The sequence below is a fragment of the Herbaspirillum sp. LeCh32-8 genome, from assembly GCF_017814915.1.
GTDB lineage: Bacteria > Pseudomonadota > Gammaproteobacteria > Burkholderiales > Burkholderiaceae_D > Herbaspirillum.
The window spans coordinates 55,010-78,282 of record NZ_JAGIPZ010000005.1; the positions used below are offsets into that span (position 1 = coordinate 55,010).

Below are 23,273 nucleotides of genomic sequence, written 5' to 3' on the forward strand. Positions count from 1 at the left end.
CCTTTTCCAGAGGTAAAGTTGAGCTGGACTGGCGCTGCGGAAGATGCCGCCGCGCCCCTTGGAAGCCATATTAAGCAAGCGAAGACGACGTAACCACCCGTCTTTCCGATCAAGACTTTCACTCCAGGTGTGAAAATGCTCCGCCTTGAAGACCTCCAGCTTTTCCTCCGCTCGGCCGCCCTCGGCAGCTTTTCCCAAGCCGCGCGCGAGGCCGACCTGCTGCCCGGCCAGGTCAGCGCGGCGATCCAGCGGCTGGAGCGCGAACTGGACATCCGCCTGTTCGCCCGCTCTACCCGCAGCCTGCGCCTGACCGAGGAAGGCGAGCGCTACCTGCCCTACGCCCAGGAGGCGCTGCAGACCCTGCGCGAGGGCCACGAAGGCCTGCGCGGCGGCGACGCCGAGCTGTCCGGCACGCTGCAGGTGGCGGCCCCCTCCGACCTCGGGCGCAACGTGCTGCTGCCGTGGCTGTCCGAATTCCGCCGCGCCAACCCGCGGCTGGACCTGCGCCTGCTGGTATCGGACCAGGTCACCGACGTCTTCCGCGACCCGGTCGACATCGCCATCCGCTACGGCCGCATGGACGACGCCAGCTTCGTCGCCCTGCCGCTGGCGCCGGACAACCGCCGCGTGCTGGTGGCCTCGCCCGACTACCTGCAGCGCCACGGCGCGCCGCACACGCCGGAAGAACTGAAACGGCGCGACTGCCTGCTCTATCAATTGCAGGGACGGGTCTACGACAAATGGATCTTCCCCGGCGACGGCGGGCAAACGATGCAGGTGAGCGGCCCGCTGGTCACCGACGACGGCGACGTGGTGCGGCGCTGGGCCATGGCGGGCGAAGGCATCGCTTACAAATCATGGCTGGACGTGGGCGCCGACGTGCGCGCGCGCCGGCTCTGCATCATCCTGCCGCAGCTGCGCGGCCAGGCCGCGCCCCTGCACATGGTATGCCCGCACCGACGCCAGTTCTCACCCGCGGTGCGCCAGCTGCAGGCGCTGTTGGCGGCACGCTGCGCGGCACTGCACGAAGACCTGGAGCGCGAGCTCAGCCTGGCAGGTTGCGCTTGATCACCGCCGCCAGCTTGTCGAAGGCGCGTGCGATCTCGTCGTTGGGCACGCTGGCGTAACCCAGCAGCAGCCCGCGCCGCGCGCCGCGCGCATGCATGTAGTAGCGCGACAGCGGCCGCACGATGATGCCGGCCTGCAGGGCCTGCTCGCAGATCAGCACGTCGTCGCACTCCGGCGGTAATCCCAATACCAGATGCAAACCGGCTTCGCCGCCGGTGATCGTCATCTTCCCGCCGAAGTGGCGATCGATGGACTGCTGCAGCAACTGCAGCCGCTCGGCATACAGCACGCGCATCTTGCGGATGTGCGAAGCGAAATGCCCCTCGGCCATGAAGTCGGCCAGCGTGGCCTGCAAGAACACCTGGCCATTGCGATACAGCTCGGCGATGCCGGTGGAGAAGGCTTGGGCCAGCGACTCCGGCACCACCAGAAAGCCGATGCGCAGGCCCGGGAACATGATCTTGCTGAAAGTGCCCATGTAGAGCACGCGGTCGTGCGTGTCCATACCCTGCAGCGAAGCCAGCGGCCGGCCGCCGTAGCGGAATTCGCTGTCGTAGTCGTCCTCGATGATCCACACCTTGTGCGCGGCCGCATACTCCAGCAGCATGCGCCGGCGCGACAGGCTCATCACCATGCCCAGCGGATACTGGTGCGACGGCGTGGTGCAGATGAAGCGCGGCGGTCGCCGCAGGTTGGCCAGGCGCATGCGCATGCCCTCCTGGTCGACCGCGATCGGCACCGACTGGATGCCCAATGAATTGAGCACGCTGCGCGTGCCCCAGTAGCAGGGATCCTCGACCCAGGCCGCATCGCCGTGCTCGCCCAGCAGCTTGACCACGATGTCGAGCGATTGATGAATGCCGGTGGTGATCAGTACCTGCGACGCATTGCAGTTGACCGAGCGCGCCACCCGCAGATACTCCGCCACCGCCTCGCGCAGCGGCGCGTAGCCGGCGCCGGGGCCATAGGTCAGCAAATCGGAATTGGAGCGTCGCCAATGCTTGTTCTGCAGTCGGCTCCACACCTTGTGCGGCACGCAAGTCACATCCGGCACGCCCGGCATGAAGGCGCCCCACTGCCGCTCGCCGACGCCGGCCTGGCGCGTGAGCGCGGCGCCGCGCGCCGACAGTTCGGACTTGCCGGAAGGATCGGTCAGCGGCTCGCTGCGCTCGACTGCATCGGGGATCTGGTCCGGCGCTGTATCGGCCACGAAGGTGCCGGCGCCGGTGCGGCTTTCCAGATAGCCCTCGGCCAGCAACTGCTCGTACGCATAGGTCACGGTATTGCGCGACATGCCCAGTTCGGCCGCCAGGTCGCGCGAGGACGGCAACTGCAAACCGGCCGGTAGCGTGTGCGCCAGGATGGCTTCGCGAATCAACTGGTAAATCTGCCGATTGACCGGCACGCGAGGGCCGCGCGCGGCTGCCTTTTCTGCGCTTTTCGCTGCGGCGCTTCCAGCCGCGGCCGGCTTGCCGGCCTTGCCTGCGGCGACTTTTAACGGGCTACGTTCGATGCGCAGCAGCAGATAATCAGAAAGCGAAGCAAGTTTCAATTGGCACCATCAAATATCCAAGATTGGCTCTATATTACAGGTCCATTGCAGTTTTAGTATTGGCGCCGGATCACGAATTTCATGCGCCGCGCAGGCGCCCTTTCACCGGAGCAAGCAATGAACAGCAAGGCCATCAGCAACGAGCAACTGCAGCAGCGCAAGAACGCCGCCACCCCGCGCGGCGTGGGCGTGATGTGCGACTTCTACGCCGAGCGCGCGTCCAATTCGGAGCTGTGGGACGTCGAGGGCCGCCGCTTCATCGACTTCGCCGCCGGCATCGCCGTGCTCAACACCGGTCACCGTCATCCCAAGCTGCTCGACGCCATGCGCGCGCAGATGGAAAAGTTCACCCACACCGCCTACCAGATCGTGCCCTACGCCAGCTATGTGGACCTGGCCGAGCGTATCAACGCGGTCACCCCGGGCGACTACGCCAAGAAGACCGCGTTCTTCTCCACCGGCGCCGAAGCGGTGGAAAACGCCGTCAAGATCGCCCGCGCCCATACCGGCCGCCCGGCCATCATCGCGTTCTCCGGCGGCTTCCACGGCCGCACGATGATGGGCATGGCGCTGACCGGCAAGGTCGCTCCCTACAAGCTGGGCTTCGGCCCCTTCCCCGGCGAAGTGTTCCACGCGCCCTACCCCAGCGCGCTGCACGATGTCAGCAGCGAAGACGCGCTCGACGCGGTCAAAGCCTTGTTCAAGAGCGACGTCGAGCCCAAGCGCGTGGCCGCCATCATCCTGGAGCCGGTGCAAGGCGAAGGCGGCTTCTATGCCGCGCCGGCAGAATTCATGCGCGGCCTGCGCGCGCTGTGCGACGAACACGGCATCCTGCTGATCGCCGATGAAGTGCAGACCGGCTTCGGCCGCACCGGCAAGCTGTTCGCCATGGAACATTACGACGTGCTGCCCGACCTGGTCACCATGGCCAAGAGCCTGGCCGGCGGCATGCCGCTGTCGGCCGTCTGCGGCCGCGCCGAGGTGATGGACGCGCCGGCCCCCGGCGGTCTGGGCGGCACCTATGCCGGCAACCCGCTGGCGGTGGCCTCGGCGCTGGCGGTGCTGGAAGTGATGGTCGAGGAAAACCTGGTGGCGCGCGGCGCCCGCCTGGGCGACAAGCTCAAGGCGCAACTCAACGAGCTGCGTTCGGCCGTGCCGCAGATCGCCGAGGTGCGCGGCCTGGGCGCCATGGTGGCCGTGGAATTCGCCGACCCCGCCACCGGCAAGCCGGATGCCGAGTACGCCAAGAAGGTCCAGCAGCATGCACTGAGCAAGGGACTGCTGCTGCTGACTTGCGGCAGCTACGGCAACGTCATCCGCTTCTTGTTCCCGCTGACCATTCCCGATACCGTGATGGATGAAGCGCTGGGCATCTTGTCGGCCGCCATGCGGCTGGCCTGACGTTGGCCCGACTTTTGCATCAGCGCCAAGGACAGACACATGAACGGAGACCAACATGGCGGCTAACGCTTTGAGGAAAGAGGACGCGCCGGCGCGCACGGCGACGTCCGACACGCTGGTGCAATTCTGCGGCGTGAAGAAGACCTACGATGGCGAAACGCTGATCGTCAAGAACCTCGACCTGGACATCCGCCGCGGCGAATTCCTGACCCTGCTCGGGCCCTCCGGCTCCGGCAAGACCACCTGCCTGATGATGCTGGCCGGCTTCGAATTTCCCACCGGCGGCGAGATCCGCCTGGACGGCCAGTTGCTCAATCGGGTGCCGCCGCACAAGCGCAACATCGGCATGGTGTTCCAGAACTACGCACTGTTCCCCCACATGACCATCGCCCAGAACGTGGCCTATCCGCTGTCGGTGCGAAAGATGGATCGCGCCGCGCGCGAAGCCAAGGTGAAGCAGGCGCTGGACATGGTGCAGATGGGCAAGTTCGGCGACCGCTATCCGACCCAGCTCTCCGGCGGCCAGCAGCAGCGCGTGGCGCTGGCCCGCACGCTGGTGTTCGATCCGCAGCTGGTGCTCATGGACGAACCGCTGGGCGCGCTTGACAAGCAGTTGCGCGAGCACATGCAGCTGGAACTGAAGGCGCTGCACAGGCGGCTCGGCGTGACCTTCGTCTACGTCACCCACGACCAGAGCGAGGCGCTCACCATGTCCGACCGCGTGGCCGTGTTCGACCAGGGCGTCATCCAGCAACTGGCGCCGGTGACCGACCTGTACGAATACCCGGAGAACGAATTCGTCGCCAACTTCATCGGCGACAACAACCGCTTCAAGGGCAGCGTCGACAGCGTCCAGGGCGAGCACTGCAGCGTGCGCCTGGCCGACGGCACGCGCTTGAACGGCATCAACGTGCACCGCGCGCATGCAGGCCAAAGCGTCACCGCCTGCGCCCGACCCGAGCGCATTCAGCTGGCAACAAGCGGCGACGCCCAGCACCTGCGGGCGCGCATCGCCGGCCTGATCTACTTCGGCGACCACGTGCGCGTGCGCTGCGCGGTAGCCGGCCAGGATGACTGCTTCGTCAAGCTGTCGCTATCGGATCCGGCGCTGGCCGGCTTGGCCGAAGGCAGCGAAGTCGGTCTGCACGTGGCGCCGCAGTACCTGCGCTGCTTCCTCTGAAGCGCGCTCTATCTCCCATCAAGGCAACCCAAGATTGCCGGCAGTTCCAACGCAGTCAAGCATCGCAACACATTACAAGTACAAAGTAACGATCTGCAAGATAACCAACGAGGAACACATGAAACGCCTATCTATCGCCCTGCTCTCCCCGCTCGCCCTGGGCATGCTGTTTTCCGCCGGCGCTGCGGCCGCGGCCGAACTGACCGTGGTCAACTTCGGCGGCGCCAACGCCAATGCGCAAAAGGTCGCTTACGTCGAGCCGTTCCAGAAGAGCACCGGCAACAAGGTGGTCAGCGCCGAATTCAACGGCGAGCTGGCCAAGGTCAAAGCCATGGTGGAAACCAAGAAGGTCAGCTGGGACGTGGTCGAAATCGACGGCGGCGACCTCAACCGCGCCTGTGACGACGGCCTGATCGAGAAGCTCGACCTGGCCAAGAGCATCAAGAAGGACGACTACATCCCCGAAGCGACGGTGAGCGAATGCGGCATGGGCGCCTTCGTCTGGTCCACCGTGCTGGCCTACAACGCCGACAAGCTCAAGACCGCGCCGACCGGCTGGGCCGATTTCTGGGACACCAAGAAGTACCCCGGCAAGCGCGGCATGAAGAAGAGCGCGCAGTTCAACCTGGAGTTTGCGCTGATGGCCGACGGCGTACCGACCAAGGACGTCTACAAGGTGCTGGCCACCAAGGAAGGCGTGGAGCGCGCCTTCAAGAAGCTGGACCAGCTCAAGCCGAACATCCAGTGGTGGGATGCAGGCGCACTGCCGGCGCAGTTCCTGGCCTCTGGCGACGTGGTGATGGCCAATGCCTTCAACGGCCGTATCGATGCCGCCCAGCGCGAGGGCAAGAACCTCAAGGTGGTGTGGGCCGGCAGCGTCTATACGCTGGATTACTGGGTGATTCCGAAGGGCTCGCCGAACAAGGCGCTGGGTGAGAAATTCATCGCCTTCGCCAGCCAGCCGGAAAACCAGAAGACCTACGCCAACCACATCGCCTACGGCCCGGTCAGCAAGGCCGCATTGAAGCTGCTGGACGCCAAGACCCTGGCCAACCTGCCGACCTCGGCCGCCAACGCCAAGGATTCGGTGCAGCTGAGCCTGCAGTTCTGGACCGACCATGGCGAGGAACTGGAACAACGCTTCGCCGCCTGGGTCGCGAAGTAAGAACGCCCGCGCCCTCGCCTGCAACTACACGACGGCCCGCCACTGACGGCGGGCCGTTGATGCAGGCGGCGCAGCAGGCGCTGCCGCCCACCATGCCGCACCACAGCCGCACATCAGCTGCAACCCGCCGCACCGGGAACACCGACACATGAACACCATCGCCACCAGCTCCGCCGCAGCCATGCCACTGGCCGAACCGACGCCCCAGCAACTCAAGCGCGACCTGCGCGCCGCGCAGACCCGCAAGCGGCTGGGCGCCCTGGCGCTGATCGCGCCGCTGGCGATTTTCCTGCTGCTGACCTTCGTCGCGCCCATCGTCGCCTTGCTGCAGCGCGCGGTGGAAAATCCGGAAGTCGCCACCACCCTGCCGCGCACTGTGGCCGCGCTGGGTAAATGGGATCGCCAGACGCTGCCGCCCGACCAGGCCTACGCCGAACTGGCCGAAGACCTGGCGCGCGCCAAGGAAGACACCACCGCCGGCCCGCTGGCGCGCCGCATCAACGTCGAGATTTCCGGCTCGCGCTCGCTGATCATGGGCACCACCCGCGCCATGCCGCTGCGCGATGCCAACGGCAAGCCGCTGCCCGCGCCCGCCGCCAGAGATGCGCTGATCGCCATCAACCCGCAATGGGGCCAGCCCGAGATCTGGCGCGTGATCGCGCAAAACGGTTCGCCGTATTCGCCCTACTATCTGCTGGCCTCGATGGACCTGCGTCAGAATCCCGACGGCCATATCGTCCAGGCCGCGCCCGAGGCCTCGATCTACCGCACCATCTTCGCCCGCACCTTGTGGATGAGCGCGGTGGTGACCCTGATCACGCTGCTGCTGGCCTATCCGCTGGCCTATTGGCTTTCCACCATGAGCGAGCGTCGCGCCAACCTGCTGATGATCCTGGTGCTGATTCCGTTCTGGACCTCGATCCTGGTGCGCGTGGCGGCCTGGATCGTGCTGCTGCAATCCGAGGGTCTGGTGAACAAGGCGCTGATGCTGAGCGGCCTCGTCCACACGCCGCTGGAAATGGTCTTCAACCGCGTCGGCGTATACGTCTCGATGACGCACATCCTGCTGCCGTTCATGATCCTGCCACTGTACAGCGTGATGAAATCGGTGCCGCCCACTTACCTCAAGGCCGCCGTCTCGCTGGGCAGCCATCCCTTCGCCGCCTTCTGGCGCGTGTACGTGCCGCAGACCTACCCGGGCGTCGGCGCCGGCGTGCTGCTGGTGTTCATCATGGCCGGCGGCTACTACATCACGCCGGCGCTGCTGGGCGGGCCGAATGAGCAGATGGTGAGCTACTTCATCGCCTATTTCATCAACACCACCATCAACTGGGGCATGGCCTGTGCGCTGGGCGCGCTGCTGCTGACCGGCACCCTGGCGCTGTACACCGTGTACCGCCGTTTTGCCAGGATCGACGTCGGCATCGGCTGACGCGCATCACCGCATCCACCCGATTCCGGAGACCGACATGAAAAAGCCGCCCCTCTTCCCGCCCTACGTATCGCTGGCCGAACGCGTATGGTTCTTCGCACACCGCAGCTTCAGCCTGCTGGTGCTGCTGTTCCTGGTACTGCCGATCCTGGTGATGATCCCGTTGTCGTTCTCCGACAGCAGCTTCCTGATGTATCCGATCAAGGGCTGGTCGCTGCGCTGGTACCAGAACCTGTTCGCCTCCGACGACTGGATCCGCGCCGCACAGAACAGCTTCATCGTCGCGCCCGCGGCCACCGTCATCGCCACCGTGCTGGGCACACTGGCCGCCGTCGGCCTGAACAAGGCCGACTTCCGCGGCAAGGGCGTGCTGATGGCGATCCTGATCTCGCCCATGATCGTGCCGGTAGTGGTGGTCGGCGTGGGCGTATACATGTTCTTCGCCCGCATCGGCCTGGCCGACAGCTACCTCGGCCTGATCCTGGCGCATGCAGCGCTGGGCGCGCCGTTCGTGGTCACCACCGTGCTGGCCACGCTGCAGGGGTTCAATCACAACCTGGTGCGCGCCAGCCTGAGCCTGGGCGCCGGGCCGCTGCGCACCTTCTGGCGCATCACGCTGCCGGTGATTGCGCCGGGCCTGATCTCGGGCGCGCTGTTCGCCTTCGCGACCTCGTTTGACGAAGTGGTGCTGACGCTCTTCGTGGCCGGCCCCAATCAGGCCACGCTGCCGCGCCAGATGTTCGCCGGCATCAAGGACAACATCAGCCCGACCATCGCCGCGCTGGCCACCATCCTCATCATCTTCTCGACCTGCCTGCTGCTGGCCCTGGAATGGCTGCGCGGGCGCAATAAGGCGGCCGCGCGCATCTGACGCGCCGCCCCATCACACTGGAACCCTCGCCATGCTGCAACTGAACGATCCCTCCCTGCTGCGCCAGCAAGCCTACATCGACGGCGCCTGGTGCGACGCCGATGACGGCGCCGCCTTCGACGTCGTCAACCCGGCCAACGGCCGGCGCTTGGGCCAGGTACCCATGATGGGCGCGGCCGAAACGCGCCGCGCCATCGAAGCCGCCGACGCCGCCTGGCCTGCATGGAAAAAGAAGACCGCCAAGGAGCGCAGCGTCATCCTGCGCCGTTGGCACGAACTGATGCTGGCCAACGCCAACGACCTGGCGTTGATCATGACCGCCGAACAGGGCAAGCCGCTGGCCGAAGCCCGGGGCGAGATCGGCTATGCCGCGTCCTTCATCGAATGGTTCGCCGAGGAAGGCAAGCGCACCTACGGCGACACCATTCCCTCGCCGTCGCCGTCCAGCCGCATCGTGGTGGTGAAAGAGGCGATCGGCGTCTGCGCGGCCATCACGCCGTGGAATTTCCCGGCGGCGATGATCACCCGCAAGGCCGGACCGGCGCTGGCCGCGGGTTGCCCGATGATCTTGAAGCCGGCCGAAGCCACGCCGTTCTCGGCGCTGGCGCTGGCGGTGCTGGCCGAACGCGCCGGCATCCCTGCCGGGGTGTTCAGCGTGGTCACCGGCTCGCCCAAGGAGATCGGCGGCGAAATGACCTCCAACCCCATCGTACGCAAGCTCTCCTTCACCGGCTCCACCGCCGTGGGCAAGCTGCTGATGCAGCAATGCGCCGCCAGCATCAAGAAGTTGTCGCTGGAGCTGGGCGGCAATGCGCCCTTCATCGTGTTCGACGATGCCGACCTGGACGCCGCGGTAGAGGGCGCGATCGCCTCCAAGTACCGCAACGCCGGCCAGACCTGCGTGTGCGCCAACCGTATCTATGTGCAGGACGGCGTCTATGACGCCTTCGCCGCCAAACTGGTGGCTGCGGTGCAACGACTGAAGGTCGGCGACGGCATGGAAAACGGCGTCACCACCGGCCCGCTGATCAACGAGCAGGCAGTGCAAAAGGTCGAGCAGCACGTCGCCGACGCCGTCGCCAAGGGCGCGCGCGTGCTGCTGGGCGGCCATCGCCATGCGTTGGGTCACGGCTTCTTTGAGCCGACCGTGCTGGCCGACGTGACGCCGGCCATGCGCGTGGCGCGCGAGGAAACCTTCGGCCCGATGGCGCCGCTGTTCCGCTTCAAGACCGATGAAGAAGCGGTGGCGCTGGCCAACGATACCGAGTTCGGCCTGGCCAGCTATTTCTACTCGCGCGACATCGGTCGCATCTGGCGCGTGGCCGAGGGGCTGGAGTCTGGCATGGTAGGCATAAACACCGGTTTGATTTCGAACGAGGTGGCGCCTTTCGGCGGCGTCAAGCAGTCCGGCCTGGGACGCGAGGGCTCGCACTACGGACTGGACGACTACCTGGTCATCAAGTACCTCTGCATGGGCGGCATCTGACGCGCCGCCCCCTTCTTTTTTCCCGATTTGCAGGATAGGAACCGGGACACTTTCCCGCCGTACGGCTCATCCTGAGCCGTGCGGCGCCGCCGCATTTGCGCCCGCCGCAAACCCGCGCCCAGTCTGGACGCACATAAGTCTGAGCAATATGCAAAATTAGAAATCATAATTTTTCTTATGACAACGAGGGACGTATAAATCTGTTCTCGCACCATCACTTCATAAAATAAACGGGAGAGCAGAACATGAGCAGCAGCATCGCCACTCAGCGTCACCAGCCGGTCCGCGCATCGCTGGCCGCCTTCGTCGGCACCATGATCGAATGGTACGACTTCTATATCTACGCCACGGCCGCCGCACTGGTGTTCGGCAAGCTGTTCTTCCCCACCACCACGGGCTTTTACGGCACGCTGGCCTCGTTCGGCACCTTCGCCGTCGGCTTCCTGGCGCGCCCCTTGGGCGGTGCGGTGTTCGGCTACGTCGGCGACCGCATCGGCCGCAAGAAGTCGCTGGTAGTGACCCTGTTGATGATGGGCACGGTCACGGTGCTGATCGGCCTGCTGCCGACCTACGCCAGCATCGGCGTGTGGGCCCCGGTGGCACTGGTGGCGCTGCGCTTCATCCAGGGCATCGCGGTAGGCGGCGAATGGGGCGGCGCGGTGCTGATGGCCAGCGAACATTCGCCCGATCGCAGCAAGCGCACCTTCCTGGCCTCCTTCGCCCAACTCGGCAGCCCGGCGGGCCTGATCCTGGCCACGCTGATGTTCAAACTGGTCAGCTCGCTGGACAACGAGGTCTTCCTCGACTGGGGCTGGCGCGTGCCCTTCCTGCTGAGCGCCGTGCTGCTGGCGGTGGGCTTTGCGATCCGCCTGTCGGTGAACGAATCGCCGGACTTTCTTGAAGAGCAGGCGCGGCGCGAGCAAGCCTCCCGCGAAGCCCGCGCCGCCAAGGACAGCGCGCCGCTGGCCGAAGTGCTCAAGAGCGCGCCCGGCCTGCTGGCCCTGGCCATCGGCGCCAACGTGCTGGGCATCGCCGGCTTCTATTTCACCAATACCTTCATGCTGGTCTACACCACGCAATACCTGCACCTGCAGCGCGGCCTGGTGCTGAACTGCCTGCTGGTGGTGTCGGTGATGCAGTTCTTCATCACGCCGCTGTCGGCGCACATCGCCCGCAAGGTCGGCAACCACCGCTTCCTGGTGCTGGCCTCGGCCTTGTCCATCCTTTCACCCTACGTCATGTTCTCGCTGGTGGACATCGGCTCGCTGCCGGCCGTCACGCTGGGCGTGGCCGTCGCGATCCTGTTCATCGGCGCCTATTACGCGGTGATCGCCGGCTTCATCAGCGACGCCTTCCCGACCCGCATCCGCTATACCGGCATCTCGATGGCCTACCAGGTCTCGGGCGCCATCTTCGGCGGCCTCACGCCGCTGCTGGGCACCGTGCTGGCGGAAAAATTCCAGGGCCACTGGTGGCCGCTGGCGTTGCTGTTCTCGGGCATCTCGCTGATCTCGCTGTTGTGCGTCTCGCGCCTGGGGCCGCAACGCCAGGCCGCCGCCGCCGCCTTCAAGCTGCAGCAGGAGATCTGATGAAAGCCTTCTACCATCCCGACCAGAAACTGCATCATCCGCAAAGCTACTATTCGCGCGGCAAGATGCGCGTGCCGCAGGAGGTGCCGCAGCGCCTGGACGAGCTGGCCGCGCTGGCCGGCCGCATCGGCTTCGACGTGCAGCGGCCGGCCGATGCAGGCGCGGCCGCCATCGGCGCCGTCCATGCGCTGGACTACCTGCAGTTCCTGCAGGACGCTCACGCGCAATGGATGGCCCTGCCCGACGACTGGGGCAACGAAGTAGTCTCCAACATCTTCGTGCGCGAACCCAACCCGCTGCGCGGGGTGCTGGCCAAGGCGGCGCACTACCTGGCCGACGGCAGCTGCCCGGTGGGGCCGCAGACCTGGCGCTCCGCCTACTGGTCGGCGCAATGCGCCATTGCCGGCGCCCAGGCGCTGCTGCAGGGTGAGCGCCAGGCCTACGCCATCTGCCGCCCGCCCGGCCATCACGCGCGACGCGATGCCGCCGGCGGTTTCTGCTACCTCAACAATGCCGCCATCGCCGCCCAGATGCTGAGCGAAAAGCACCAGCGCGTGCTGGTGCTGGACACCGACATGCACCACGGCCAGGGCATCCAGGAAATCTTCTACAGCCGGCGCGACGTGATGTACGTCTCCATCCACGGCGACCCGGAAAACTTCTATCCGGTAGTCGCCGGCTTCGAGGACGAGCGCGGCAGCGGCGAAGGCCATGGCTACAATCTCAACCTGCCGATGCCGCACCATTCGCCGGAGTCAGTCTTCTTCGAGCGGCTGGCGCAGGCATGCCGCGCCATCGAGCTGTACCAGCCGCAGGCGCTGGTATTGAGCCTGGGCTTCGACATCTTCGAGAAGGATCCGCAGGCCATGGTGGGCGTCACCGCCGCCGGCTTCGAGCGTCTGGGCCGAGCGGTCGGCCGCTTCGGCCTGCCTACGCTGGTGGTGCAGGAAGGCGGTTACTATATCGAGGGCCTGCAGGACAATGCCGAGCGCTTCTTCGCCGGACTGGCGCATCCTTGAGCGCCATCGGCGGCTGGCGGCCGGCTGCGGGCCGATGACCAACCACCCAGCCAGCCGCCCGATGACCATCGCCGACCACACCGCCCCGCGCCTCCTGCATCCCTCGCTCTCCTCCGAGCGCATGGACTGGAACCTGCTGCGCACCTTCATGTTCGTCGTCCAGGAGCGTGGCGTAGGGCGCGCCGCCAACGTGCTGTGCCTGAGCCAGCCGGCAGTCAGCCAGGCGCTGCGCCGGCTGGAGGAGACCGTGGGCGGGGTGCTGCTGCACCGGCGCAACGGCGAATTCCGCCTGACCACGCTGGGTGAGGAAATCTACGCCGTGGCGCGCGAGATGTACGGCATGGTCTCGCGCATCGACGGCGCCGCCGGCCATGCCACCGACGACGTGGCCGGCACCTTGCGCCTGATGCTCATGAGCCGGGTGCAGAGCGCGGCCTACGACGATTTTCTCGCGCAGTTCCACCGCCGCTACCCCAAGGTCGAGTTCCGCATCGACGTGATGCAAAGCGCCGCCATCCTCGATGCCCTGGCCAAGGGCACCACCGCGCTCGGCTTGTGCCTGTGCCGCAAACCGGTGGAAAAACTCGAACGCCGCCTGTTCCTGCGCCACCGTTACGTGATCGTATGCGGCCGCCACCACCCCCTGTTTGCCCAACGCGCGGTCGGCATCGACGACATCCTCGGCCAGAACTTCGTCTGCTTCGCCAGCGACCAGCTGGGCGATACGCTGTCGCCGTTGACGGTATTTCGCGACCAGCAGGGCTTCACCGGCCACATCGCCGGCACCTCGCCGCATGTGGAGGAAATCCGCCGCATGGTGGTGGCCGGCGTCGGCCTGAGCTTCCTGCCCGAGCATCTGATCCGCCAGGACGTCGCCGACGGCGAGCTCAAGATCCTGCAGGCCGGCGGCCCGGTGGCCGAGATCGATGTATTCCTGACCTGGCACCGGCAGCGCAAGCTGTCGGCGCCGGAGCAGGCCTTCCTCGATGCGTTCGAGCGCTTCCTGCAGCGCGTGCCGCTGGAAGTGCGCACCGCCTAGGCCGCCCCTGATCGTCAGGGTTGCGCAACATCCCCTTCCCCAAGTTCGAATTTCGACTGCGAAAAAAAAGCGGGCCGCAACATCCGCCGCGGCCCGCCAAGGTCATCGCCGCATCATGCAGCGCGACCGCCCAGGTACAGCTCCCGCACCTGCGGGTCGTTCATCAGCGCGTCGGCCTTGCCGGTCAGCGCCACCGCGCCCATCGACAACACATAGGCACGGTCGGAGATGCGCAGCGCCTCCATCGCGTTCTGCTCCACCATGAGGATGGTGACCTCCTCCTTGGCGCGCACCTCGCGGATGGCCTCGAACACTTCCAGCAGCACCTTGGGCGACAGGCCGGCCGAAGGCTCGTCGAGCAGCAGCAGGCGCGGGCGCGGCATCAGCGCGCGCGCCAGCGCCAGGATCTGGCGTTCGCCGCCGGACATGGACGCGGCCGGCGCGTTGAACTTCAGCTTCAGCACCGGATACAGCTCGCACAGCTCCTCCATGCGCAGGCGCGCATCGCGCTCGCGCATGTAGTGGCCGCCGACCTGCAGGTTCTCGCGGATGGTCAGCGCCGAAAACACGTTCTCGGTCTGCGGCACGAAACCGATGCCGCAATGGCGGATCTTGTGATGCACCGGCAGCGCCGAGACATCCTCGCCCAGCAGCGTGATGCTGCCCTCGCGCGGCTTGAGAAAGCCGGCGATGGTCTTGAGCAGCGTGGACTTGCCGCAGCCGTTGGGCCCCAGCAGCGTGACGATTTCCGCATGCGCGGCTTGCAGCGTCATGCCCTTGAGGATGTCGACCTCGGGGCTGTAGCCGGCGACGACGTGGTCGATGGTGATCATTGCGCGGCCTCCCCGGTCACGGTTTGCGGATGGACTTCCCGGTGCGCGCCGCCGCCCAGATAGGCTTGCAGCACGCGCTCGTTGGACGACAGCTGGTCCGGATGACAACTGGCCACGATGTGGCCGCGGTCCAGCACGATGCAGCGGGTGCAGACTTCACGGATGAAGTGCATGTCGTGCTCCACGATCACCAGCGTCATGCCCTGGCGGTTCAGACGCTTCAGGGCCTGCACGATGTCGTTGCGCAGGTTGGGGTGCACGCCGGCGGTGGGCTCGTCGAGCATCACCATCTGCGGGTTGCCCATCAGCGCGCAGACGATGCCCAGCAGCTTCTTCTGCCCGCCCGACAAGGCGGCGGCCGGCAGGTCGCGCACGTGGGTCAGCAGCAGCTCGTGCAACAGGCGCGTGGCCTTGTCGCGCGCGGCCGCCTCGGCGCCGCGCACGCCGGTGCTGTTGAGCAGCGTCTCCCAGAAGCCATGGTGGGTGGTGGCGGCGGCCATCGCCACTTCCATCACCGACATCATGGCCGGCATCGACGGCAGCTGGAAGGTGCGCGCGATGCCGCGGGCGACGATGCGGTCCGCGGCCAGCCTGCCGATCTCCTCGCCGCGATAGCGGATGGAGCCGCTGTCGATGGCCTCGAAGCCGGTGATGGTGTTCAACAGCGTGCTCTTGCCGGAGCCGTTGGGCCCCAGCAAGCCGACGATCTCGCCCTCAGCGATGCCGAAGCTCACATCCTGCAGCACGCGGTTGCCGCCGAAGGCCTTGGCCAGCGACGCCACCTGGAGCAATGGTTCTTGTTGCGGGGTCGTCATTGGATCTTCCTCAGTTTTTCAGGTACCAGGCCCTGGCTGCGCCACATCAGCGAAGCCAGCAGGATCAGGCCGATCAGGCCGATGCGCAGCGCGCCGGCGATGTCGGAGCCGAACTGGAAATAATCCTTGGCGAACGGCACCAGCGAATACGCCGCCTGCACCAGCACCACGCCGGTGATGACGCCGGCGGTGTTGCCCATGCCGCCGATCATCAGCATGGTCCACAGCATGAAGGTCTCCGAGGCCAGCATGTAGTCGGGACCGGCGAAGCTCATGTAGTGCGCGTACAGCGAGCCGGCGATGGCGGTCGCCGCAGCGCCGGCCATGATGGCGCGCGACTTGAGCGAGCGCAGGTCGTAACCCATGCAGGCGGCCAGCTTGGGTTCCTCGCGCATCAGGCGCAGCGCGCGCCCGAAGCGGCCGTTGCCCAGGCGCGCGCAAGCCAGCGCGAGCGCGGCCAGCACCGCCAGCACCAGCGCCATGAAGGCCAGCGCGTTCCACGGTTTGGGCAGGTCGCCGAACAGCGAGGGGATTGCGCTGATGCCCTGCGCGCCGCCGGTCAGCCAGTCCTCGTTGGTGGCGATGGTGCGCAGGATTTCGGCGATGGCCAGCGTAGCGATGCCCCAGTAGTCGGAACCGAGCTGGCGGCCCAGGCGGGCGATGCCCCAGCCCAGGGCGACGGCGAGCGCCACGCCGATGGCCGCGCCCAGCGCGGCCGGATAGCCGGCGGCGATGGTGATGCCGGTGGCGTAGGCGCCGATGCCGGCGAAGGCGATATGACCGAAATTGAGCAGGCCGGAATAGCCCGCCTGCAGGTTCAGGCCCAGCGCCATGATGGCGTAGATGCCGGCGATGGTGACGGAGAAGACCAAGAAATCAAACACGGCGCACCTCGCGGTCGAACAGGCCGTAGGGCTTGAACAGCAGCGCCAGCAGCAGGATCAGGAAAGAAGCGGCGCTGATGTAGGCCACCGGCAGGAACGCCACCGGCTTGCCGAACATCCAGCCGAAGTTCAGGTTGGTGACCATGGTCTCGGTCAGCGCGATCAGGAAGGCGCCGGCCACCGCGCCCAGCGGATTGCCCAGCCCGCCCAGGATGGCGGCGGCGAACACCGGCAGCAACATGTCGTAGCCCAGGTTCACATGGGCGCCGCTGGTCATGGCCAGCATGCTGCCGCCCAATGCGGCCAGCGCGCCGCTGCTGAAGTTGACCAGGCGCGTGATGCTTTCCGCATTCAGGCCGGAGGCGGCAGCCAGCGCGCGGTTGCTGGAGAGCGCGCGCATCGCGCGGCCGGTGCGGGTGTAGAACAGCAGGCCGGCGAACAGCGCCAGCAGCGCCACGGTGGTGGCCAGCGCATACAGCTGGGTCCAGCCGATGCGCACCTCGCCGATTACCAGCGGCGCCGCCAGCGGCAACTTGTACATCAGCGGGAAGGAGCCGGCCGCGCCGAGCGTGACGGCCACCACCAGCATGGCCAGCGCGAGCGAGCCGATCATGGTGATGGCCGGGCCCGAGCGCAGCAGGCGGCGAAACACCAGCAGGTGCATCAGCAGCGTGAGCACGCCGGTGACGCCGCAGGAGACGGCGATGGCAAGCACCATCGGCAGCCCGAGGCTGTGGAAAAGATAGGTCAGGTAAGCGCCCAGCATCGCGTATTGCACATGCGCGATGTTGGGAAACTTCACCAGTCCGTACACCATGGACAAACCCAGCGCCACCAGCGCCAGGTCCGAGGTGCGGACCAGTGTGTCGATCAGGAATTGGAACATCGGGAACTCCGGGAGGATACATACGGAGCCGCGCCATGCCGGCGCGGCTCGCTGCGGCAAACCTTGGCGGGACGCATCCCGCATCGGGCCTTACCTTGGGACGACCTTGCCGTCGTACTTCAACTTGGCATACGGCGGGTTCTGGCGTTGGCGGTCCTGGTCGAAGGTGATCGCGCCGGTGACGCCGGCGTAGTTCTTGCCGATTTCCTTGAGCGCGGCCTGCACGTCGGCCGGCTTGGTCGACCTGGCCTTGTTGATGGCGGCCGCGGTCATCAGCACGGCGTCATAGGCGTAGCCGGTGTAGGAGGTCTTCATGCCTTCCTTGTAGCGGGCGCGGAAGGCGTCGGCATAGGCGCGGCCGGCCGGGCCGTCGACCGATCCCACTTCCATGCCGAGCTGACCGTTGGCGATCTCGGCCGGCGTGTCGGACAAACACATCGACAGCAGGATGCCGTACCACGGGGTCTTGCGCAGGCCCAGCTCGAAGGCTTCACGGTTGATGATGGCCGACTCCTGGCCGTAGGCGGTGTAGACGTAGGCGTCAGGCGCGCTGCGGGCGATCTGTTGCAACTCGCGGCGATAGGTCGACTGGCCGGCGGTGTACAGCACCTCGGTCACGACCTGGCCGCCCAGCTTCTCGAACTCTTCCTTGAAGCCATGCGACACGCCTTGGCCGTAGGCGTTGTTGGGCGCGATCACGGCGACCTTGCGATAGCCCAGCGCCCAGGTGTCAGCGGCGGAGAACTTGTTGCCGAAGTTTTCCAGGCCGATCAGGTTGAAGGAGGTCGCGCCGATGTCGCGGATCTTCACGCTGGTGCTGGCGATGTTGATGTGGGTGACGCCTTCCTTGACCAGATACTGGCCCAGCGGGATGCTGATGCCCGACGAGTATTCGCCGATCACCACCGGCACCTTGTCCACCGACACCAGCTTGCGCGCCGCGTTCAGGGCCGTGGTCGGGTTGCCGCCCGAGTCTTCCACGATCACCGAGAACTTCTTGCCCAGCACGCCGCCCTGGCTGTTGACCTTCTCCACTGCGAGGTCGACTGCGCGGCGCACGTCCTCGCCCACGGTGGCGTTGGCCCCGGTCAGCGACAGCACGGCGCCCATCTGCACCGTCTCCTGCGCCGCGACGCCCCACGCGGCGGCGCACAGCGCCGCGCCCACGATTGCCTTCATCTTCAACATCATGTTCACTCCTTTTTTAAGAAAAGCCGGCCCCCTGCGGCGTGTGCCGCATGGCTGGCTTCGATTCATGGAATCCGCGGGCGCTGATCCGCTAACCCGCGGTGGAGACGGAACTGCATTGCCGCCGCACACCAACGCGACGGCGCACTACGGACGATCAGGGCTGGCGCTGCACGGGACTCCCCTCCCTCACTGTCATCCTCTTGCCGCGTGCCTCCGGCTTGCGCCGATCTCCCTGAAGCACGCGGTCGCTTCTTCTTTCTTTTGGCTCGCCCGCGTCACTTCCCCATATACGGGTAGGTGTAGTCGGTCGGCGGCGTGGAAGTTTCCTTGACGGTGCGCGGCGACACCCAGCGCAGCAGGTTCAGCGCCGATCCGGCCTTGTCGTTGGTGCCGCTGCGGCGCGCCCCGCCGAATGGCTGCTGGCCGACCACCGCGCCGGTGGGCTTGTCGTTGATGTAGAAGTTGCCGGCGGCGAAGCGCAACGCCTGCTGCGCCTGCAGGATGGCCGCGCGGTCGGTGGCGAACACCGCGCCGGTCAGGGCATAGGGACTGGTGCCGTCGACCAGGCCGAGCACCTCGTCCCAATCGGCGTCCTGGTAGACATAGACCGACAGCACCGGGCCGAAGATCTCGTTTTGCATCAGGCCGTGTTGCGGATCCTTCACCTCGATGACGGTGGGCTCAATGAAATGGCCCACACGGTCGTCGCACTTGCCGCCGACCAGCACGTCGGCGTTGGCGTCTTCGCGGGCGCGGTAGATGTAGCCGCGGATGCGGTCGAAGGCGCGGCGGTCGATCACCGCGCCCATGAAGTTGCCGAAGTCGCAGACATCGCCCATCTTGATGGACTCCACCATCGCCACCAGGCGCGCCTTGACCTGCGGCCACAGCGAGGCCGGCACATAGGCGCGCGAGGCGGCGCTGCATTTTTGCCCCTGATATTCGAAGGCGCCGCGCAGCAGGCCCACGGCCAGCGCCTCGGCGTCAGCCGACGGGTGCGCCAGCACGAAGTCCTTGCCGCCGGTCTCGCCGACCAGGCGCGGGTAGGAGCGGTAGCGCGCGACGTTCCGGCCGACTTCGCTCCACATGGCGTCGAACACCGCGGTGGAGCCGGTGAAGTGCACGCCGGCCAGCGCCGGATGCGACAACGCCTGGTTGCTGATCTCGATCGGGTCGCCCGGCACGAAGTTGATCACGCCGCGCGGCAGGCCGGCCGCCTCCAGCAGCTCCAGGAACAAATAGTTGGACAGCGACGCGGTGGCGGCCGGCTTCCACAGCACGGTGTTGCCCATCAGCGCCGGCGCGATGGCCAGGTTGCCGCCGATGGCGGTGAAATTGAACGGCGTGACGGCGTAGACGAAGCCTTCCAGCGGGCGGTACTCGCTGCGGTTGCGCACGCCGGCCGAACTTTGCGGCTGCATGCGGGCGATCTCGTGGGCGAACTGCACGTTGAAGCGCAGGAAGTCGATCAGCTCGCAGGCCGAATCGATCTCCGCCTGGTAGGCGGTCTTGCTCTGGCCCAGCATGGTGGCCGCGTTCAGGCGCGCGCGCCAGGGCCCGGCCAGCAGGTCGGCGGCTTTCAGGAACACCGCCGAGCGTTCCTGCAGCGACCAGCTGCTCCATTCACGCTGCGCCGCCAGCGCGCCGTCGATGGCGGCCTGCACCGTCTTCTGGTCGGCGTGATGCAGGTTGGCCAGCACGCGCTCGTGCTCGTGCGGGGCGCGCACCGTACTGGCAGTGGCGCCGAACACCCGCTCGCCGTTGACGACGGCGGGAATGTCGCGGCAGATCTGCTTCTGAGCGGCCAGTTCGGCTTGCAGGGCGGCGCGCTCGGGGCTGCCGGGGGCGTAGTTGAGGACCGGCTCGTTGGCGGCCAATGGATACGTCTCGATCATTATTTTATCCGATGATTTATTAATTGGATCCAATGTTAAATAATTGGATCCAGTCTATCAGAGGAAAACTTGAGGCACAATAGGAGCTTTTGAGAACCACGTTCTCAGATAATGCGAACGCTGTGAGAGACTGTTCACCGTCGGCATGACGGCCATGAGGCCGCATGCACGGCGTGCAGGACGCACCGCTGCGATCGCGGGGCGCTTCCCGGTGAGCCCGGAATCAATTTCGATACAAGAATTCAGTCATGCCTACGCAAGAAACCCGCGCCAAGACCACCGCCAAAGGGCTGCCGCAAATCATCCGCGATCAGCTACGCGGCGAAATCCTCAACGGCAGCATGCAGCCCGGCATCCAGCTGCGCCAGGACGCCCTGGCCGAACGCTTCAACACCAGCCGCCTGCCGGTGCGCGAGGCGCTGCGCCAGCTGGAGTCCGAGGGCCTGGTCACCTACCAGCGCAACCGCGGCGCGGTGGTGGCGGGCATGGACGTGCACCAGCTGTGCGAGCTGATGGACATCCGCATTGCGCTGGAATGCCACGCCGCCAAGATCGCCGTGCCCAACATGGTCCAGCGCGACTTCGCCCACCTGCAGGAAATCCTCGACCTCTACAACGCCTCCGACTCGGTGGCCGAATGGGGCGAATACAATCGCCGCTTCCACCTGGCGCTGTGCGCGCCGGCCAACAACACCAAGCTGCGCCTGCTGATCGAGGAGTTCTGCCTGAACACCGACCGTTATCTGCACGAGATGATGTCGCAGGCGACCGGCAAGGAAGGCCCGCAGTCGGACCATTTCGAGATCCTGGAAGCCTGCAAGCAGCGTGATCCCGCCAAGGTGGCGGCGCTGCTGGAACGCCATATCCTGGAAACCAAGAACAACCTGCTGGCCACCGAGCGCATGAAGCGCGAGAACGCGGCCGCGGGCGAGGATGTGCGGGATGCGGCCTGAGGCGCAGCCACAATCCTGACGCGACAATAAAAACAGCCGGTCCATGACCGGCTGTTTTTGTTTCTGCCTGCGCGCTCTCGATCGCCGCCAGGCGGGGTCAACGCCCCAACTTCGCCAGCAACCCCGCCCTCACCTCCGGCCATTCGTCATCGATGATGGAAAAGCGCACCGAGTCGCGCTTGCGCCCGTCGGGCATGATGCGCTCGTGCCGCACGATCCCCTCCTGCTTCGCGCCGATGCGCAGGATCGCCGCGCGCGAGCGCTCGTTGAGGACATCGGTGGTGAACTGCACGCGCACGCACGCCATCTGCTCGAAGGCATGGCGCAGCAGCAGGAACTTGGCTTCGGTATTGGCGCCGCTGCGCTGGAAGGACAGCGACAGCCAGGTATGGCCGATCTCCAGCTTGCGGTTGGCGCGGTCGATCTTCCAGAAACGGGTGGTGCCGATGGGACGGCCGCAGGCGCGATCAACAATCAGGAAAGCCATCACGCGGCCGTCGGTATGTCCTTGCAAGGCGGTGGACAAATAATTGTCGACGTTTTGCTCGCCGGGCACCACGGTCAGCGTCATGTTCCAGAGCTCGCCATCGGCGGCGGCTTCCAGCAAGGCGTTGCGGTGGTCGGCGGCCAGCGGCCTGAGCTCGACGAGCTCACCGGTCAGCACCGGCAGTGGAGGAAGGGAAGCGGGCATCGGTTTTCGGTGTGGACAAGTCGGACGTTGCGTCATGATGCCTCATCACGCATCTGCCCTCCACACACAGTTTGGCCCGCGGGAGGCCGCAACAGACGGCCCCCCCGAGGCGTCGCGTCAGCGCGCCGGCAGCGCCTTGATGAACTGGTCCAGCTGCTGCGCGTAGAACTTCGCCATGCCGGTGGTGCCGTGGCCGCGCGTCTCGGCGCTGCCCGGGATCAGCATCAGGCCGGCATTGGGCATGTCCTTCAGCAGCGCCTGCAGGATGCCGGTCTCGGGCGGGTTGCGCTCGTCGTCGGCGGAGTTGATCGCCAGCACCGGCACCTTGATGCGCGGCAGGCCCGGCATGGCGTTGTAGTCGGCCGACGAACCCCACTGGTAGATGAAGTCGTTGGCGTCCGCCGTCACCGGCGCGGCCAGTCGCTCGTCGACCAGCTTGTCGGCTTGCGCACGGGTGCCGGCAATGTGCTGGTAGGCCAGCGTGCCGCCGTTGGTGGCGAAGATGAACATGTTGTTGGCCAGGCGCAGCGACGGTGGCTGCGCGGTGTAGTTGCCGTTGTTCCAGGCCGGATCCTGTTTGATCGACTCCACCAGCATGCGCCGCATGATCCAGTTGCGGCTGGACATCTCGGTCGGCTGCGAAGCCATCGGCACCAGGCCGTCGGCAAAGCCCGGATACGTGCCGCCCCACAGCCAGGTCTGCATGCCGCCCATGGAGTTGCCGATGATCAGGCGCAGGTGCTTGATGCCCAGGCCTTCGGTCACCATGCGGTATTGCGCCAGCACCATGTCGGCGTAGTTGTATTGCGGGAAGGCCGCGCGCAGGCCGTCGGATGGCTTGGTCGACTTGCCCACGCCGATGCCGTCGGGAATCACGATGAAATACTTGCTGGCGTCCAGCGGCTGGCCCGGCCCGAACAGCTGGCCGCCGAAGTCCTTGGACAACATCGCCTGCGCAGTCTGGTACGTGCCGTGCAGCACCAGCACCGCCGGATTGCTGCGTTCGCCGATGGTGACGTAGTGCAGACGCAGCTGCTCCAGCGACTGTCCGGTATGGAACACGAAGTTCGGCGCGACCCAGTCGCCCTCGACCGGGGACGGATGGTCGGCCGCCTGCGCAGAGGCGGCGCCCAGCACGATTGCAGCGCACGACAGCAACATGCCGGCAGCGCGCCGGCAATGGGAGAACAGGCTCATTGGCATCTTTCTTGTTGATACGGCATGGAGGGAAGCGCCATGGTAGCTGCGGCCACGGCGCGCGCAAAGTTGCGGCGCAACAGGGATTCTGGATGTAACAACTGTAAAAGATCGTGTTACAGAGCC

At 66.2% G+C, this 23,273-nt stretch carries 20 protein-coding genes; 11 read left to right on the top strand and 9 right to left on the bottom strand.

Annotated elements, in window-relative coordinates:
* The first annotated feature begins 135 nt into the window (after nucleotides 1-135).
* Nucleotides 136-1,068, top strand: a complete 933-nt coding sequence (locus J8I26_RS11075) for a LysR family transcriptional regulator (RefSeq protein ID WP_209607107.1) — start codon at nucleotides 136-138, stop codon at nucleotides 1,066-1,068.
* Here J8I26_RS11075 and J8I26_RS11080 read toward each other — a convergent pair.
* Nucleotides 1,046-2,620: a PLP-dependent aminotransferase family protein gene (locus tag J8I26_RS11080; RefSeq protein WP_209607109.1), complete on the bottom strand. Its 1,575-nt coding sequence runs from the start codon at nucleotides 2,618-2,620 to the stop codon at nucleotides 1,046-1,048. The two genes, J8I26_RS11075 and J8I26_RS11080, sit on opposite strands and share 23 nt — an antisense overlap.
* Nucleotides 2,621-2,752: 132 nt before the next feature.
* Between J8I26_RS11080 and gabT the strand changes: the two genes are divergently transcribed.
* The 9 genes from gabT (at nucleotide 2,753) to J8I26_RS11125 (ending at nucleotide 13,802) form a co-directional block, all read left to right on the top strand.
* Nucleotides 2,753-4,021, top strand: coding sequence for a 4-aminobutyrate--2-oxoglutarate transaminase (gene gabT, locus J8I26_RS11085; protein WP_209607376.1), 1,269 nt, complete (start codon nucleotides 2,753-2,755; stop codon nucleotides 4,019-4,021).
* 55 nt (nucleotides 4,022-4,076) lie between these two features.
* The gene (locus J8I26_RS11090) at nucleotides 4,077-5,201 is read left to right on the top strand and encodes an ABC transporter ATP-binding protein (RefSeq protein ID WP_209607110.1); all 1,125 of its coding nucleotides are present in this window, start codon (nucleotides 4,077-4,079) and stop codon (nucleotides 5,199-5,201) included.
* Between the two features lie 118 nt (nucleotides 5,202-5,319).
* Nucleotides 5,320-6,366, top strand: a complete 1,047-nt coding sequence (locus J8I26_RS11095; RefSeq protein ID WP_209607112.1) for an ABC transporter substrate-binding protein — start codon at nucleotides 5,320-5,322, stop codon at nucleotides 6,364-6,366.
* A gap of 148 nt (nucleotides 6,367-6,514) precedes the next feature.
* Nucleotides 6,515-7,798 carry an ABC transporter permease gene (locus J8I26_RS11100; RefSeq protein ID WP_209607115.1) on the top strand — a complete coding sequence of 428 codons (1,284 nt, stop codon included), beginning with the start codon at nucleotides 6,515-6,517 and terminating at the stop codon, nucleotides 7,796-7,798.
* Nucleotides 7,799-7,835: 37 nt separating this feature from the next.
* Nucleotides 7,836-8,669: an ABC transporter permease gene (locus tag J8I26_RS11105; protein ID WP_209607117.1), complete on the top strand. Its 834-nt coding sequence runs from the start codon at nucleotides 7,836-7,838 to the stop codon at nucleotides 8,667-8,669.
* 31 nt (nucleotides 8,670-8,700) lie between these two features.
* Nucleotides 8,701-10,155 (top strand): NADP-dependent succinate-semialdehyde dehydrogenase, encoded by a 1,455-nt coding sequence (gene gabD / locus J8I26_RS11110; protein ID WP_209607119.1) that lies wholly within the window; start codon nucleotides 8,701-8,703, stop codon nucleotides 10,153-10,155.
* 245 nt (nucleotides 10,156-10,400) lie between these two features.
* A complete protein-coding gene (locus J8I26_RS11115; protein WP_209607121.1) occupies nucleotides 10,401-11,744 on the top strand; it encodes an MFS transporter in 1,344 nt (447 codons plus the stop codon).
* A complete protein-coding gene (locus J8I26_RS11120) occupies nucleotides 11,744-12,763 on the top strand; it encodes a histone deacetylase family protein (RefSeq protein ID WP_209607123.1) in 1,020 nt (339 codons plus the stop codon). The genes J8I26_RS11115 and J8I26_RS11120 overlap by 1 nt, the downstream gene beginning before the upstream one ends.
* A 121-nt stretch (nucleotides 12,764-12,884) precedes the next feature.
* On the top strand, nucleotides 12,885-13,802 hold the full coding sequence (locus J8I26_RS11125; protein WP_209607377.1) for a LysR family transcriptional regulator: 918 nt from the start codon (nucleotides 12,885-12,887) through the stop codon (nucleotides 13,800-13,802).
* 113 nt (nucleotides 13,803-13,915) lie between these two features.
* On the opposite strand, the gene J8I26_RS11130 is transcribed toward J8I26_RS11125, so the two are convergent.
* The 6 genes from J8I26_RS11130 to pruA all read right to left on the bottom strand — a co-directional run bounded on the left by J8I26_RS11130 (nucleotide 13,916) and on the right by pruA (nucleotide 20,306).
* Complete coding sequence (locus J8I26_RS11130) at nucleotides 13,916-14,635, bottom strand: ABC transporter ATP-binding protein (RefSeq protein WP_209607124.1); 720 nt, start codon at nucleotides 14,633-14,635, stop codon at nucleotides 13,916-13,918.
* Nucleotides 14,632-15,450: an ABC transporter ATP-binding protein gene (locus tag J8I26_RS11135; RefSeq protein WP_209607126.1), complete on the bottom strand. Its 819-nt coding sequence runs from the start codon at nucleotides 15,448-15,450 to the stop codon at nucleotides 14,632-14,634. Before J8I26_RS11135 ends, J8I26_RS11130 begins: the two co-directional genes overlap by 4 nt.
* Nucleotides 15,447-16,334 carry a branched-chain amino acid ABC transporter permease gene (locus tag J8I26_RS11140; RefSeq protein WP_209607128.1) on the bottom strand — a complete coding sequence of 296 codons (888 nt, stop codon included), beginning with the start codon at nucleotides 16,332-16,334 and terminating at the stop codon, nucleotides 15,447-15,449. Before J8I26_RS11140 ends, J8I26_RS11135 begins: the two co-directional genes overlap by 4 nt.
* Nucleotides 16,327-17,220, bottom strand: a complete 894-nt coding sequence (locus J8I26_RS11145) for a branched-chain amino acid ABC transporter permease (RefSeq protein ID WP_209607130.1) — start codon at nucleotides 17,218-17,220, stop codon at nucleotides 16,327-16,329. Before J8I26_RS11145 ends, J8I26_RS11140 begins: the two co-directional genes overlap by 8 nt.
* A 90-nt stretch (nucleotides 17,221-17,310) precedes the next feature.
* Entirely contained in the window at nucleotides 17,311-18,411 is a 1,101-nt protein-coding gene (locus J8I26_RS11150; RefSeq protein ID WP_209607132.1) for an ABC transporter substrate-binding protein, read from the bottom strand.
* Nucleotides 18,412-18,686: 275 nt separating this feature from the next.
* Nucleotides 18,687-20,306, bottom strand: a complete 1,620-nt coding sequence (gene pruA, locus J8I26_RS11155; protein WP_209607134.1) for an L-glutamate gamma-semialdehyde dehydrogenase — start codon at nucleotides 20,304-20,306, stop codon at nucleotides 18,687-18,689.
* Nucleotides 20,307-20,554: 248 nt separating this feature from the next.
* Here pruA and J8I26_RS11160 point away from each other — a divergent pair, with 248 nt between their 5' ends.
* Nucleotides 20,555-21,259, top strand: coding sequence for a GntR family transcriptional regulator (locus tag J8I26_RS11160; RefSeq protein WP_209607136.1), 705 nt, complete (start codon nucleotides 20,555-20,557; stop codon nucleotides 21,257-21,259).
* A 97-nt stretch (nucleotides 21,260-21,356) separates the two neighbouring features.
* Here the strand turns inward: J8I26_RS11160 and J8I26_RS11165 are convergent, their stop codons facing one another.
* Complete coding sequence (locus tag J8I26_RS11165; protein ID WP_209607137.1) at nucleotides 21,357-21,950, bottom strand: GNAT family protein; 594 nt, start codon at nucleotides 21,948-21,950, stop codon at nucleotides 21,357-21,359.
* A gap of 117 nt (nucleotides 21,951-22,067) precedes the next feature.
* On the bottom strand, nucleotides 22,068-23,147 hold the full coding sequence (locus tag J8I26_RS11170) for an alpha/beta fold hydrolase (protein ID WP_209607139.1): 1,080 nt from the start codon (nucleotides 23,145-23,147) through the stop codon (nucleotides 22,068-22,070).
* Between the last annotated feature and the right edge of the window lie 126 nt (nucleotides 23,148-23,273).